This is a genomic window from Bacillus salacetis (genome assembly GCF_049177075.1).
GTDB classification, from domain to species: Bacteria; Bacillota; Bacilli; order Bacillales; family Bacillaceae_B; genus Rossellomorea; species Rossellomorea salacetis_A.
Genome location: NZ_CP185377.1, coordinates 1,455,484 through 1,470,705, shown reverse-complemented (window position 1 = coordinate 1,470,705; position 15,222 = coordinate 1,455,484). Strand labels below are relative to the sequence as shown.

Sequence of the window (15,222 nt, the reverse complement as noted above, 5' to 3'; positions counted from 1 at the left end):
TGATTACTTTAGCATTTTAGCATAATAACGGCTGGAAAGACACTGTTATCCAAATACAGCATGATTTGTTAGTTGTATTCATTAGCTATACAAGGAACTAATAAAGTGACTTTTTAGTGTAATGTGTCCAGTTTCGTCCGTCTGGATTACCGCTGCCTATCCAAAAATAAGAAATGAGTTCGTCGCAGAATTCTTTATCATTTGTTGGCGCCCCGTAAAATTTGTCCAGGAGCGTTTGGATTTCCTTTTTTTCTTCCTGAATGTAATGTTGAACTAAAACATTTTCCGAGCGGGCATTTTCAAGCTCTTTTAAAGAAACTTCCAATTCCTTGATCGTTTGTTGTATTTGTTCTTCCATATACATCCCTCCATGTTGTTAGTATTGTACAAACACGGACAAATGTTGATATGTAAGAATTAGTAATCAAGCTGTTGGGTTATGGTATTCACAAGTAACCGAAAGGGGATGTTTCTGGATTCCTCGCTTTAACTGGATATAAACTTAAAAAAGACCCCGCGATTACCTCGCGAGGCCTATAAAAGTATTAAGCATAATGCTTTTTAACAACGTCGGTACAACGTGGACATAGAGTCGGATGGTCAGGATCCTGGCCGACTTCAGTTGTTACCGTCCAGCAGCGGTCACAAGTTTCGCCTTCTGCTTTTTGGACAACAATTGCATTATTTTCTAGTTTCAATGCATTTTCAGGAGCATCAGCTGTACTACCGCCAATTTCAAAACCGGAAACGATGAACAGCTGCTTCAGATCTTCTTTTACTGAATTAAGAAGTTCTTTCGTTTCATCATTCACATATAATGTAACTTTTGCTGTCAATGATTTACCGATGATCTTTTCGTTCCTTGCTTCTTCAAGTGCTTTTAATACATTATCGCGAAGCTTGAGGAACGCTTCCCATTTAGAAAGAAGTTGTTCAGCATTTGGAAGCTCCTGGTATTCAGGCATATCTGTCAACTGTACACTTTCTTCTTTCTGTGATGACATGTGAGACCACACTTCATCGGCAGTATGTGAAAGGATCGGAGACATAAGTTTTGTCAAAGCAACCAGACATTCATGAAGTACTGTCTGCATTGCACGTCTTTCATAATTATCTTCTGCTTCAATGTATAGTACATCTTTAGCAAAATCCAAGTAGAAGGAGCTGAGATCAAGTGTACAGAAGTTGTTGACACTTGTGTAAATGCTTGAGAATTCATAGTTTTCATATGCATTGCGGACACTCTTGATCAGGCCGTTCAGCTTAACAAGCATGAATTGGTCCACTTCTCTCAAGTCATCGAATGAAACAGCATCTTTCTCAGGATTGAAATCTGCAAGGTTTCCTAATAAGAAGCGGTAAGTGTTTCTGATTTTACGGTATACCTCAGACACTTGCTTCAGGATGGCATCAGATAAACGTACATCCGCCTGGTAATCAACTGAAGCTACCCACAGACGAAGGATATCAGCACCCATTTGTTTGATGACCTTATCCGGGACAACGATATTTCCGATGGATTTACTCATCTTGCGGCCTTCGCCATCGTTGACAAATCCATGGCTCAGCACACCTTTATAAGGCGCTTTGCCTGTAACGGCCACTCCTGTAGTAAGAGAAGAGTTGAACCAGCCTCGATATTGGTCAGATCCTTCCAGATAGAGGTCAGCAGGACGCTGAAGGTCATCTCTTTGATGCAGGACAGACTGATGAGAAGATCCTGAATCAAACCAAACATCCATGATATCTTGTTCTTTTGTAAACTCGCCGTTAGGGCTTCCTGGATGAGTGAAGCCTTCAGGAAGAAGTTCTTTTGCACTCTTTTCAAACCAGATATTGGAGCCGTGCTCACGGAAAAGCTCAGATACATGTGAGATGGTCTCTTCTGTGATGATCTCCTCACCGTTTTCTGCGTAGAAAACAGGAATCGGAACGCCCCATGCACGCTGTCTGGAAATACACCAGTCGCCTCTGTCGCGGACCATGTTATACAGCCTTGTTTCACCCCATGCTGGTACCCACTTCGTATCTTTGACTGCTTGCAGTAAGTCTTCCCTGAAAGCATCGATGGAAGCAAACCACTGAGGAGTCGCTCTGAAGATAACCGGTTTTTTCGTGCGCCAGTCATGCGGGTAGGAGTGAGTGATGAACTCAAGTTTTAACAGGGCACCCGCTTCTTGAAGTTTCTCTGTGATCGGCTTATTTGCTGCGTCATAGAACAATCCTTCGAACCCTGGAGCTTCCTCAGTCATGACACCTTTATCATTTACCGGGCAAAGGATATCAAGATCATATTTCTTTCCGACAAGATAGTCATCTTCCCCATGACCAGGAGCTGTGTGCACACAGCCGGTACCTGAATCGGTCGTTACGTGTTCTCCCAGGATCACTAAGGATTCCCTGTCATAAAGCGGATGCTGGGCTTTTACCAGTTCAAGCTCTGAACCTTTCACAGTCTTCACAACTGTTGGTTCATTCCATTCAAGAACAGAAGTGACTTCTTCAAGCAAGTCCTCAGCCACAATGTATTTATTTCCATCCACTTCAACAACGGAATATGAAAGGTCAGCATGGACAGTGATGGCCAGGTTCGCTGGAATCGTCCACGGAGTTGTTGTCCAGATGATGATCTGGGTGCCTTCTTCCAGTACACCTTTTCCTTCCTTCACTTTGAAACCGACATAAATGGAAGGTGAACGTTTGTCTTGATATTCAATCTCCGCTTCAGCCAATGCTGATTCACTGGAAGGGCTCCAATAAACAGGCTTCAATCCTTTGTAGATGTAACCTTTGTTTGCCATATCACCAAACACTTTGATTTGTTCAGCTTCATACTCAGGTTTCATCGTGATATATGGATTATCCCAATCACCGCGTACCCCAAGCTGTCTGAACTGCGTACGCTGGCTGTCGATTTGACCATAAGCGTACTCTTCACATAGTTTGCGGAATTCAGCTACTGTCATTTCTTTACGGTTTACACCCTTCTTTGTCAGCGCCTGTTCGATTGGAAGGCCGTGAGTGTCCCAGCCGGGAACATAAGGAGCGTTGTAGCCGCTCATGGATTTGTATCTTACGATAAAGTCCTTCAGCACTTTGTTAAGGGCATGCCCCATATGAAGGTCTCCATTAGCATATGGAGGGCCATCGTGAAGGATGAACAACGGTCTTCCCTCTGTTCTCTCCTGGACCTTTTTATAGATGTCCATCTCGTTCCATTTTTCTTGCATTTCAGGTTCCCGCTTTGGCAGATTTCCACGCATTGGGAATTCTGTTTTCGGCATCAATAATGTATCTTTATAATTCATTCCCATTTTCCTCCTATCTGAATTAACATCCTTACTTACCTTCTGGCGACGCAAATCATTCCGTTTATATGAATAATTCTCTAACTATTACAGGGTTATCGATTTATCCATCCATAATACATCGGAGAAAAATAAACCAATAAAAAAAGCTTTCTCATCCCTGAAAAGGGACGAGAAAGCTAACCCGCGGTACCACCCTAATAGACAAAACGATTTTGAATTGCCCACTCTGACATTCGTAACGAGAATGACACGCCGGAATTTAATTGCGCTTGCCGCTTTCAAAACCGGAGCTCGAGGGTGATATTCCGCTTCTTCTGCCTCCGTCAAGCTTTCACCATCCTTGACTCGCTGCCTGAAGGCCTATAGTTAAAGAAACGTACTGTCCCTTTCATTGCGTTGCAGTATAATTGTAAAATCCATTATATGAAATAACTTCTTATTTCGTCAAGGAATCTTCTTCTTTAAGTGTCTTTAAATCTGTGGCATCGATTTCAAATTCCATGATTTGATCCCAGTCATCACTGCTCAAAAGATCGAGCTGTGCCTCGATCAGCATTTTAAATCGTGTTCTGAATACCTTGGACTGCTTTTTAAGCTCTTCAATTTCCATTGCGATCTTTCTTGCTTTGGAAAGTGACTCATTAACGATTCTGTCTGCATTTTTCTCTGCTTCTTTAACAATCAGCTTGGCTTCCTTTGAAGCATTTCTGCGGACTTCTTCTCCTGCTTCCTGGGCGATGACGATTGATTTATTCAATGTCTCTTCAATGTTTGTGAAGTGGCCCAGTCGCTCATTCATTGATCCAAGAGCTTCTTCCAGCTCTTTTTTCTCGCGAAGAAGGATCTCGTAGTCCTTAATGATTTGGTCGAGAAACTCATTCACTTCATCTTCATCATAACCGCGGAATCCGCGACTGAATTCTTTGTTATGTATATCTAACGGCGTTAAAGGCATAATGCCACCTCCATCTCGAAGTAGTATTTCTTCTCCTATTATAACTGAATTTTCGACAGTTTGTGGGAATTTCCCTTTATTTTTGGAAAATTTATTTTCAAGATTTTCGCAAGCAGAGTTTTTATTTGGATTTCCGCTACAGGCGCACGACTCCGCGGGGCGGGCGGTGAGCCTCCTCAGCTTCGCTTGCGGGGTCTCACCTGTCCCGCTAATCCCGCAGGAGGTCGTGCACCTTTCGCTCCAATCACTGTTCGTAGCATCACTGGAAAAATTTTCCTAAAAGCAATAACCTTTAAGAATACAGCTTTTTAAAGAATAGATATACAACTACCAACCTTATAGAAGATGTATCTATTTTAGAATCCCAGCAGCAATCCGGAATTTGTCTTTTTTCGTCTTGCCTTCGATTGAAATCAGTTTGCTTCTTCCGTATCCTCTCATGGAGAAGACATCCCCTTCACCCACTTCAAAGGCCGTGTTTTCGACCACTCTCCAGTTCACCTTTACCACTCCTCCGGTAATAAGGGTCTGGACCTTCTGTCTGGAAATATTATATAAGGCGGAAAGAATCACATCGAGCCGGAGTGAACTTGCCGTTGTAACCATTTCCCTCCATTCTTCTGAAGAAGAAATCATTTCTTCCAACGGAACCTCTTCCAATGTCACTTTCGTACTGCCCGCTTCCTGGAAATTCATTTTAACAAAATCGGCAATCTCAGATGCTGTCAACAATTGTATTCTGTCACCGTTTATCAGGATATCCCCGAATTTCTCTCGTTTCAAGCCGATTGACATCAGCGCCCCCAATATCTGCCTATGTTCAAGTGATACAAATTTCTTTGGGTAATTAATCTCAAATAGGGTTATAGCATAATCAGATTTAGATGGTTCAAAATAAGCAGGATACAAAATGCACCGCTTTCTTTCAACTGAATCCTGAACAGGATAAAAGCTTAATTTGATATCGCTGTTCTTTCCGATTATGGCTCCTAGGATATATTGCTGCCTCGGATCTAAAAAATCCGTGACTTTCGGGGCGTAGGAATTCTCTACATATTCACGCCATTCCAATACACTGTCGATGAACTCTTTCTCATCTTTTCTAAAATGCTGATATATCGACGTCATATTTACACCTGCTTTTTTAATCGAGGTAAAACCCTCTGAAAATGGAAAAAGGGAGTCCCGGTAAGGCCCCCTAAATTTTAATATTGTTCTCTTCAACAGGGGTTTCCTTTATTTTACACAAACCACCTGTACAGTTCTAGAATACCTGATTTGGCCAAACTTAAAACAATGAAGGCAACAATTGGAGAAATGTCAATCATACCGATGGCCGGGACAATTCTGCGAAACGGCTCTAAATATGGTTCACAAATCCTTGCAAGGAACTTTCCAATCGCCGTCTCCCTTGCATTAGGAAACCAGGACATGAGGATATATATAATCAATGCCCAAGAATAAATGTCAATCAGTCTGTATAACGTAACAATTACAAATTCCATAGTTCACCTTACCACCTTGTATTATGGTTGTCTTCCTCCTGCAGGAATTCAGATATATTACCTGCCACTTCCACATTATCAGGAGTACAAAGGAAGATATTGCTGCCGATTCTCTGGATGTCTCCACCAAGTGCATATACAGTTCCGCTTAAAAAGTCCACGATCCGCTTTGCCTGGTCATGCTGGATTCTTTGAAGATTTACGACTATGGCCCTCCGGTTTTTTAGATGGTCGGCTATTTCCTGCGCTTCTGCATATACCCTCGGTTCCACGATGATCATTTTGGACGATTTTTGAACACTTTGCAGACTGACAACATTTTGTTTGTTTGATGAAGACTGTTGTTGTTTCAAGGGCAGCTTCTCCTCATATTGTTCTTCAGTATAGCTCTGTTCCTGATCGAATTCTTCCTCATCCAGCAGAAAAAAGTTCTTGAATTTTGATTTGATCCCCACTTGTCTGCCTCCTTTTAATCTTCTCCCACAAGTGCTGTACCAACCCTGATAAAGGTGGCTCCTTCTTCGATGGCTATCATAAAATCATTTGACATCCCCATAGAAAGTTCAGTACATGGTGCATGTTCCATTCCCATTGCCTCAATCTCAGCCTGAAGGGATTTCATTTGTTTAAAAAATCCTCTTAACTTTGTTTCATCATCAATATTCGGCATCATGGTCATCAAACCTGCCACTTTAATATTCTCATATTGTTTCAATCCATCTATAAATGGAATGACATCCTCAGCAGGAAGTCCATGCTTTGATTCCTCACCGGATATGTTGACCTGAATAAAACAATTCACCGGCCCGGAAGCTCTCTTATTAATCTCTTTTGCCAATGACTTCCGGTCGAGGGAATGTATGTAAGTTACCTTATCTATAATATTTTTAACTTTCCGTGATTGAAGTGTCCCGATAAAGTGCCAAACCGGCTTGTCCCCTAAGTGTTCCCACTTGGAATCAAGACCGTCATCCCTGTTTTCACCGAGATGTAACAGCCCCGCATCCAGGGCTTCCTGCGCCCTTTCGACCGAAACATATTTCGTAACGGCAACAATGGTGATTTCTCCAGGATTTCTGCCTGAAGCTTCACATGCTGCCTTGATTTTTTCGTTGATGATTTCGAGCTTATCTCTTACATCCATGAAGCGTCACTCCTTCCAGCCGATAAAGCTCATCATTCTGCCTGTTTTGCCATTATCTCTCCGGTGTGAAAAAAATTCCTTTTCTTCACAAACCGTGCATAAACCAGACACAGTAATATTCTTTGAAGGGACTCCACTTTGTTGGAGGGCTAAGTAATTGGTTCTCTTCAGATCCAATTCGTACTGCCCTTCATATTTATGATTATATGGCTTTTCATTACAATCTTCTAGTAGTTTTTTAACTTTGTCAATAACTCTGTCATCCACTTGATAGCATTTTCCGCAAATGGAGGGACCAATTGCCACCAGAATTTCCTCGGCCTTTGCTCCATGGTTGTTGAACTCCTCAACCATCCTCCCGGCAATATCGAGAACCGTACCTTTCCATCCTGCATGCGCCACCCCGATCAGCCTGCCCTTCGGATAAAGAAAGTAGAGAGGGACACAATCAGCATAACACATGGTTAACAACAGATTTGGCTCGTTTGTAATCAGTCCGTCTGTATCTCTTACACTTTCAGAATAACTTAGTGAGCCCTTACCGCCATCCTGCTTTGTCACCCATCGGATGTTGTTTCCATGAGTTTGTTCTGCACATACCCAGCTTTCCAGCGGAAAACCAAGGTTTTCTGATAGTTGCTGGCGGTTTTTCTTCACAGCAGCATTATCATCATTCACATGCAGCCCCAAGTTCAGGGATTTGTAGGCTCCTTCACTGAAACCACCCTGCTTGCGGGTAATGCCGATCTCCAACCCCGGCAAAAGATTTTCCCATAGAGGAAGGGAGAAAGTTAAATGATCCTTTTTGATGAAGGCTTGATTAGTCACTGAAGTATCTCCTTCCTTTTTCTATAGTTTACCATAAAATACCCTTTATCGTCATAATCCTCACAAATGCTGTCTGATTCAGTTCTTTGGCTCTTCCAATTGTGCCTGCAGGTAATGGTTATCCTTATGGCGGACCAATATGACATCTTCACCGATTTTGACTATGGAAGTCCAGGGAATCACAACATCTTCTTCTTTTCCGAAAAAACCAAGCAGCTTCCCGTTCCTGCCAATAATGATGGCTACAATTCTTCCTGTATCAAGATCTATTTCAATATCCGCAATATTCCCCAGTTTTCGTCCATCAGATATACTGACTACATCCTTCACTTGAAATTCAGATATTCTAACCATCTCTCTCCCTCTTTCTATGCAGTCTTATAGACAATATATGCTCAATAAAATGGGGTCATGCCCCGTCTTATTCAGGGGGGCATGACCCATTATTGAATATTCTTATTCATTTGTTTAATTGCAGCTTTTTCGAGCCTGGATACTTGTGCTTGAGAAATTCCGATTTCTTCTGCAACTTCCATTTGTGTCTTACCTTGAAAAAACCGCTTCCTGATAATCATCTTCTCCCGGTCATTTAACCGTCTCATCCCTTCCTGAAGTGCGATTTCTTCAATCCAGGTATGATCCCGGTTTCTTTCATCACTAAGCTGATCCATCACAAATATAGGATCCCCGCCATCATTATATATCGGCTCAAATAATGAAACCGGGTCCTGAATAGCATCCATTGCAAAAACAATATCTTCATGCGGGACATCCAATACCTTTGCAATTTCTTCGGCTGTCGGTTCTTTGGATGTTTCCCCCATCAGCTTCTCGCGGACTTGAAGAGCTTTGTAAGCAATATCCCTTAGTGATCGAGAGACTCTAATCGGGTTGTTATCCCTTAAGTAACGGCGGATTTCCCCAATGATCATCGGAACGGCATAAGTAGAAAACCTGACATTCTGTCCCAAATCGAAATTGTCAATAGACTTCATCAGACCTATACATCCTACTTGAAACAAGTCATCTACATATTCACCGCGGTTATTGAACCTTTGAATGACACTGAGGACAAGACGAAGGTTCCCGTTTACTAATTTCTCTCTGGCTGAAATGTCTCCAGCCTGCATTTCCCGAAAGAGTTTTCTCATTTCCTCGTTCTTGAGAACAGGAAGTTTCGATGTGTCAACACCACAGATTTCAACTTTATTTCGTGTCAAATTCTTTCCCTCCTTGCAGGAGTTGCTGTACAAAAAACAGTATCTCCCCGGGAAGGAAAATTATGCATAGACCTTCATACCGCCAACTGCTTGAAACTACTTCCATCCAAGACAGGACAAGGACTAAATGGGCAAAAACTTTTTTTGGAATTTAAATTGTGAAAATATTACATTTTTCTAACTATAATTGAGTGGCCATAGTCAAAAAGTGTGCACTAAAAAAAGCGATTCTCTTATAGAATCGCTTGATGTACCGCTAAACCATCTTATTGAACTCTTTTTTCAGCCTTTTTATAATGCGTTTTTCCAGCCGGGATATATAGGACTGGGAGATACCCAGCATATCTGCTACATCCTTCTGGGTTTTTTCTTCGCCACCCATCAGCCCAAAACGAAGTTCCATTATCTGTTTTTCCCTGTCCGACAGTTCAGTCAGGGCGTTGAATAAAAGCTTCCTGTCAACTGTAGCCTCGAGATCTTTTGTGATGATATCTTCTTCGGTCCCAAGCACATCTGAGAGAAGGAGTTCGTTCCCATCCCAATCAATATTCAATGGTTCGTCAAAGGATACCTCGGAACGAATTTTATTATTTCTTCTAAGATACATAAGAATTTCATTTTCTATGCACCTGGATGCATAGGTTGCCAGTTTGATTTTCTTTTCGGGGTTGAATGTGTTGACGGCTTTAATCAAACCGATGGTACCGATGCTGATCAAATCCTCAATATTGATACCCGTATTTTCAAACTTTCTTGCTATATACACAACAAGCCTAAGGTTTCTTTCTATCAGTAAAGAGCGGGCTGTTTTATCACCATTGGGGAGCTTCTTAAGCAGAACCTCTTCTTCTTCTTTAGAGAGCGGAGGCGGAAGCGCTTCACTGCCGCCTATATAATAAATCTCATCCGTTTTGATGCCCAGCTTAATTAAAAGCTTATACCAATAATATGTAAGTCTCAGCCGTAAATTTTTCAAAGTAGTTCCCCCTTCTATTTTGATGAAATGTGAGTATAGTAGTAGTGGCAATGTATTAAGATGCGTTTTGAAGTGACGGAGAAGAAAGCATTCTAGCATGCACTATGCAATTAAAGCTGTCATCTGCAGAAAAATGAATGTTTTGAAAAACAACTAATCCTTTTTTACAAACCCAGGTTTCTTCCGCTTTTCTAATAACAATGGAATCAGGTTTAAAAGCAATGAGAAGTTGATTCTTTTTCCCGACTGATTGGGCCGGGATGAAACGTACCCGTTCTTCCCACTCAGGAGTAAGAGAATGATTTCCGCTCATCATACCCTCACTATCTTCTGATAATCGAAGGATTTCGCTTGGAACCTTTCCGTCCAGCCCCTCCGAAGAAATCAGCATGACAGGACTCTTGCTCAATGGGTCGTAAAGCTGGTTTCCACTGTCTACAAGCCCTTTCAGTTCCAACTTTAATCCATTTATTTCAACCTCTGCGCCGACTATTTGGTCATATTGGATGTTGACCGTTTCAATGCTGCTGATCCGGCTCCGCGCAAAGTACCATGCTGCCGGTAAGGCGAACATGACAAACACCCAGCTTATTGGGTCTCCAAATCCTTTCACACTGGCAAGGAACATGGAGGTTTGAAGGTTATTATCAAATTTCAGGAAATAGTGGACACCGATCAAAATGCCCCCTGTCAAAAAGGTTGAAAAATATAGCATCAGCAGATTTCCTATAAAGAAGCGGAAACGCTTGAATCCGAATGCAGCGAAAACCATGATGATCGAGAAAGATAGTTTTACAAGCGGATGTCCGCTCACATGGGCATAAGGAGTAAATGATAACAATACAATTAAGGACCCGATAAATCCTCCCAAGAAAATTCTCCACCATATTAGATGCCTTTTTAAAAATAGTGCAGTCATCATCAGCAAAATGCTGTCTATCAATAAATTCAATATCCAGATGACATCTAAATACAGGACCAACCTTTTCCCTCCTTTTTGTTCAACAATTCTGTCTGTTATGTGAAGTATATCGTACATACTCTCTTGAAGTGTGTCACTTTCTGTAGGTAAAGAAGTGAAACTTTTCATACTCTCGTTCGAATATTGTCAAAGAGATGCTGGGACGGAATCCCTTTAAGGGCATCATTTTCACTTCTCACTTCTTTTGATGCAAGAATAGATCCTCTTTGGGAACATCATTTTCCTCTCCCTCTTCTTTTGATGATGGTATAGACCCTTTTTGGGGACATCATTTGTTACCCGCTCCGCTTTTGATGACGGCATTGACCCTCTTTGATGGCATCATTTTCTCTTTTCCAGCCTTTGATGTACCCCGCGCCCCAAGCGAGATACATCATTTTCTCTTTTTCAGCTTTTGATGTACCCGGCCACCCCACCTATCCACAATGAAAGGCTCTATGAAAAGTACCATAAAACACTCCGCACTCCAGACAAACAATCCCTACAAAACAATAAAAAAAGACCCAAGGGTCCACCTTGAGTCTTTTGAGTATTATTAAATTATCTGCGGCGGTTGCGATTTCTAAGGAATGTCGGAATATCCAACGTCTCTTCCATTCCTTGTCCGCTAGTACGAGAAGGTTCCTGCTGTTGCTGCGGTTCTTCTCTTTTAGGTTCACGTTCACGCTCACGCTTAGGCGCTTGCTGGTGGCTGACATTATTATTGTTTGGCTTCATTCCGCCAAAGGAAGGCCTTGTCTGCTTAGGTTGAATCGCTTCTTCATTGAAGCCTGTAGCAATGACAGTAACCACAATTTCATCTTTAAGATCTTCATTGATTACGGATCCGAAAATCATGTTTACTTCCTGGTCTGAAGCGGATGCTACAATATCAGCAGCTTCCTGTACTTCATAAAGGGAAAGGTTGGTGCCTCCCGTGATATTCATCAGGACACCTTGAGCACCATCGATGGACGTTTCCAGTAACGGACTTGAAATGGCCTTTTTGGCTGCTTCAGTCGCGCGGTTTTCACCAGCTGCAGCGCCAATACCCATTAAGGCAGAGCCTTTGTTGGACATGATTGTCTTCACATCTGCAAAGTCAAGGTTGATCAGACCCGGTACAGCGATCAAGTCAGAGATACCTTGAACACCTTGTCGCAGAACGTTATCTGCTTCGCGGAAAGCCTCAAGCATCGGCGTGCTCTTATCCACGATTTCAAGCAGGCGGTCATTTGGAATAACGATCAGCGTGTCAACGGCATCTTTCATTGCGCCGATTCCGCCGCTTGCCTGTGTTGAGCGCTTGCGCCCTTCAAAAGTAAACGGTCGAGTTACTACACCTACCGTAAGGGCTCCAATTTCGCGTGCGATTTCGGCAATAACCGGAGCGGCACCAGTCCCAGTTCCTCCGCCCATTCCGGCAGTTACGAACACCATGTCAGCTCCTTTAAGAGCTTCTTCAATCTGTTCTTTACTTTCTTCTGCAGCCTTTTTACCGACTTCAGGATTTGCACCTGCACCAAGGCCCCTAGTAAGCTTACCGCCAATTTGCATCTTGATTTCAGCTTTTGATAGGTTCAATGCTTGCGCATCTGTATTTACTGCAATGAATTCTACACCTTGTACACCATGCTCAATCATTCGATTGACGGCGTTATTTCCGCCGCCTCCTACCCCGATTACTTTTATGGTGGCTAACGAATCTAAATTTGTATCAAACTCTAACATGAAACATCCTCCTAATTCCTCGATTCTCAACCTATTCGAAGCTATTCAAAAAAGTAGCCGAAAAATTTCTTCATCTTTGATGAAACCTTTTCGTCATTTGGCTTGTCCGGTTTTGGTTTTTGTTTGGGTTTTTCTATCTGTTCAGGCTTTTTGACATTCCGCTTTTCAGCAGAATCTGCTGGAACAGGAGATGCACTTACGCTTCTCCCTTGTAATCTAGCATTTTTATGAGCATATTTGATAAGCCCTACAGAAGTTGTGTATTGAGGTTCACGGACACCGATGTAATCAGGGACCGCTACTCGTACACGGTTTTGGAAAACCAGCTGTGCCAATTCCAGGACACCCGGAAGATTGGCAATTCCGCCTGTCAATACATAGCCACCAGGCAAGTCATGGACACCCATTCTTTTCAACTCATGTCCAATCATATCGAATATTTCTTCTAATCTAGCTTCTATAATATCAGAAATTTCAAGCTGATTAAATTGTTGATGTTGGTCACTGCCGATTATCGGTACACTGAACACTTCATCCTCAGAAGCATGGTCATAAAAAGCATGTCCATATTTAACCTTGATCATTTCAGCATCCTCTGTCGAAGTCCTCAGTCCGATTGAAAGGTCCTTTGTGATATGCTCACCGCCTACAGGCAGAACCGAGGCAGCTTTTATGTGCCCATGTTCAAATACCGCAATGGTAGTCGACCCTCCGCCAATGTCGATTAAGGCAGCTCCAAGGCTTTGTTCATCTTTGGAAAGCGAGATGGAACCCGACGCCAAAGGCTGCAGAACAATATCCATGATTTCCAGACCAGCCTTCTCGACACAACGCAATGTATTATGTAATAGTGTCTTTGATCCTGTAATGATCGTCCCTTCCATTTCAAGCCTTACACCAATCATTCCTCTTGGATCCGTTATTTCGTCCAATCCATCAACGATGAATTGTTTGGGGATCACATTAACGATCTCCCTTTCCGGCGGAATCGAGATAACTTGTGCAGCATCCATTACACGTGCCACATCTTCATCTGCTATTTCCCTGTTATCACTTGAGACAGCCACTACACCATGACAAGGCTGTAGCATGACTCCGTTTCCAGGTATCCCAACGATTACCTGGTTAATGTTTATTCCGACCATCCTTTCAGCTTGTTCGACGGCCTTTTTGATTGATTGAACAGTTTCATCTATATCTACAATGGAACCCTTTCTGATTCCTTGAGATTTCACATTTCCGACACCGATTATGTTCAATGAATCATTGGACATTTCGCCGATGATCACTTTCACTGTGGATGTACCGATGTCAAGACTTACGAAAATTTCATTGCTGTTCACTCTGTGGCACCTCCTTCAATTATTATGTATTAAAGAACAACAAATTGATTAAAGTTGAATTTTGAGTATATCTTATAAAAATATTCGTCGCTTTTAAAAGATTCCCTTTTAAAATTTCAATTTTTTTCTTTTTTTTCACTATTTGTGCTCCAATTACTGATCAAAATCCTGCGAATAACCGCAATATTTTGAAATAACCTCACACCAAAAGCAAAAACGGCTGCTAAATATAAGTCTACACCAAGATGGACACCTAGAAAAGCCAAACTTGCAGCCAATAAGATATTAAAGAAAAAACCCGAGACAAATACTTTGTCATCATAAATGTTTTGAAGGTGGGCCCTTATCCCACCAAACAATGTATCGAGAGCTGCTAATACCGCGATGGATAGGTAGTTTGAATATTCATCTGGAATCCTGATATCGGTAAGCAATCCGAGGATTACTCCTAGCAGCAACCCTAAAACGGGCAGCCACATCCTGTTAATTCCCTCCTTCAGTTACAGGTTCCATATACCGGATCCTGATAGTATCTCCGTATGCCGGGACGGTCAGGCTTTCCATGGGAGAGCCTATATTGACACTCAGATTGTCAATGAAAAAGTCTTCTATTGCCCGGGAAACCTGCATTCGATTGTGAAGATCCTGGGCATCTTTCAGGTTCTTTGTCAAAATCCTGATTTCAAAAGGGATGGTGTTGATTGGATATCCATCAATCTTCGTTTCACCATTAATATCCCTTATGACAGATGTGTTGATGAGCCGATGCCCGTCAATGGAGATATCCTGGGCACCATACTGGTTAAGCTCATTGATGAGCCTCTCGAGAAGTTCAGGAGAAACGGATTTGATCTTCGCACCTAACAGCACCTCTTCCAAAGAAGGTTCTACAGTAAGCACTAATCCAGGTCCTGTTTTTTCAACAAGGCCGGCTTCCTGTTTAAGCTCATCAAGAGTGTCCCTCAATGCCTGTTCCTGACTCGTCTGTCTCTCGGTTTTATACTTATCCAATTTCTCATCAATGGACTGCAGTTCCTCCAGAAGGTTGGATGCGGAATCTCTTTCATTCTGTATGGCTTCTCTTAATTCCCAAATATCCCTGGTATCCCTAATGACAGGTTCTTGGACTGTCTGAAACTGGACAGCCACCATGAATCCTATAATCAGGGTTATAAGAGTAAAGCTGACTTTGTTGCCCACTCTTGCTCACCTTGCTTTCTATTCCCCCAACAAAGGGTCATTCCTGCC

16 protein-coding genes and 1 other annotated feature are annotated in these 15,222 nt (G+C 42.3%); all 16 genes read right to left on the bottom strand.

Annotated elements, in window-relative coordinates; all coding sequences use genetic code 11:
- Positions 1-97: 97 nt before the first annotated feature.
- The 16 genes from ACOJQI_RS07465 to ACOJQI_RS07390 all read right to left on the bottom strand — a co-directional run bounded on the left by ACOJQI_RS07465 (position 98) and on the right by ACOJQI_RS07390 (position 15,174).
- Positions 98-358, bottom strand: a complete 261-nt coding sequence (locus ACOJQI_RS07465; protein ID WP_421384491.1) for a hypothetical protein — start codon at positions 356-358, stop codon at positions 98-100.
- Between the two features lie 187 nt (positions 359-545).
- A complete protein-coding gene (gene ileS, locus ACOJQI_RS07460; protein ID WP_421384490.1) occupies positions 546-3,308 on the bottom strand; it encodes an isoleucine--tRNA ligase in 2,763 nt (920 codons plus the stop codon).
- Between the two features lie 163 nt (positions 3,309-3,471).
- Positions 3,472-3,712: a binding site (T-box leader), on the bottom strand.
- Between the two features lie 35 nt (positions 3,713-3,747).
- Positions 3,748-4,266: a DivIVA domain-containing protein gene (locus ACOJQI_RS07455; protein ID WP_409253632.1), complete on the bottom strand. Its 519-nt coding sequence runs from the start codon at positions 4,264-4,266 to the stop codon at positions 3,748-3,750.
- Between the two features lie 351 nt (positions 4,267-4,617).
- Positions 4,618-5,394, bottom strand: coding sequence for an RNA-binding protein (locus tag ACOJQI_RS07450; RefSeq protein ID WP_421384489.1), 777 nt, complete (start codon positions 5,392-5,394; stop codon positions 4,618-4,620).
- Between the two features lie 113 nt (positions 5,395-5,507).
- The gene (locus tag ACOJQI_RS07445) at positions 5,508-5,771 is read right to left on the bottom strand and encodes a YggT family protein (protein WP_421384487.1); all 264 of its coding nucleotides are present in this window, start codon (positions 5,769-5,771) and stop codon (positions 5,508-5,510) included.
- An 8-nt stretch (positions 5,772-5,779) separates the two neighbouring features.
- Positions 5,780-6,226 (bottom strand): cell division protein SepF, encoded by a 447-nt coding sequence (locus tag ACOJQI_RS07440; RefSeq protein WP_421384486.1) that lies wholly within the window; start codon positions 6,224-6,226, stop codon positions 5,780-5,782.
- Positions 6,227-6,240: 14 nt separating this feature from the next.
- Positions 6,241-6,915, bottom strand: coding sequence for a YggS family pyridoxal phosphate-dependent enzyme (locus ACOJQI_RS07435; RefSeq protein ID WP_421384484.1), 675 nt, complete (start codon positions 6,913-6,915; stop codon positions 6,241-6,243).
- 6 nt (positions 6,916-6,921) lie between these two features.
- Entirely contained in the window at positions 6,922-7,743 is an 822-nt protein-coding gene (gene pgeF / locus ACOJQI_RS07430; protein WP_421384482.1) for a peptidoglycan editing factor PgeF, read from the bottom strand.
- 78 nt (positions 7,744-7,821) lie between these two features.
- Positions 7,822-8,097 carry a YlmC/YmxH family sporulation protein gene (locus ACOJQI_RS07425; RefSeq protein ID WP_421384480.1) on the bottom strand — a complete coding sequence of 92 codons (276 nt, stop codon included), beginning with the start codon at positions 8,095-8,097 and terminating at the stop codon, positions 7,822-7,824.
- Between the two features lie 89 nt (positions 8,098-8,186).
- The gene (sigG, locus tag ACOJQI_RS07420; RefSeq protein ID WP_409253625.1) at positions 8,187-8,963 is read right to left on the bottom strand and encodes an RNA polymerase sporulation sigma factor SigG; all 777 of its coding nucleotides are present in this window, start codon (positions 8,961-8,963) and stop codon (positions 8,187-8,189) included.
- 256 nt (positions 8,964-9,219) lie between these two features.
- Positions 9,220-9,939, bottom strand: a complete 720-nt coding sequence (gene sigE / locus ACOJQI_RS07415; protein WP_421384478.1) for an RNA polymerase sporulation sigma factor SigE — start codon at positions 9,937-9,939, stop codon at positions 9,220-9,222.
- Between the two features lie 55 nt (positions 9,940-9,994).
- Complete coding sequence (gene spoIIGA, locus ACOJQI_RS07410; protein WP_421384477.1) at positions 9,995-10,921, bottom strand: sigma-E processing peptidase SpoIIGA; 927 nt, start codon at positions 10,919-10,921, stop codon at positions 9,995-9,997.
- 540 nt (positions 10,922-11,461) lie between these two features.
- Positions 11,462-12,631 carry a cell division protein FtsZ gene (ftsZ, locus tag ACOJQI_RS07405; protein ID WP_421384475.1) on the bottom strand — a complete coding sequence of 390 codons (1,170 nt, stop codon included), beginning with the start codon at positions 12,629-12,631 and terminating at the stop codon, positions 11,462-11,464.
- Positions 12,632-12,672: 41 nt separating this feature from the next.
- Entirely contained in the window at positions 12,673-13,974 is a 1,302-nt protein-coding gene (ftsA, locus tag ACOJQI_RS07400; RefSeq protein WP_421384474.1) for a cell division protein FtsA, read from the bottom strand.
- 116 nt (positions 13,975-14,090) lie between these two features.
- Positions 14,091-14,453 (bottom strand): small basic family protein, encoded by a 363-nt coding sequence (locus ACOJQI_RS07395; protein WP_119545880.1) that lies wholly within the window; start codon positions 14,451-14,453, stop codon positions 14,091-14,093.
- A gap of 4 nt (positions 14,454-14,457) precedes the next feature.
- Entirely contained in the window at positions 14,458-15,174 is a 717-nt protein-coding gene (locus ACOJQI_RS07390; RefSeq protein WP_421384472.1) for a DUF881 domain-containing protein, read from the bottom strand.
- Positions 15,175-15,222 lie beyond the last annotated feature (48 nt).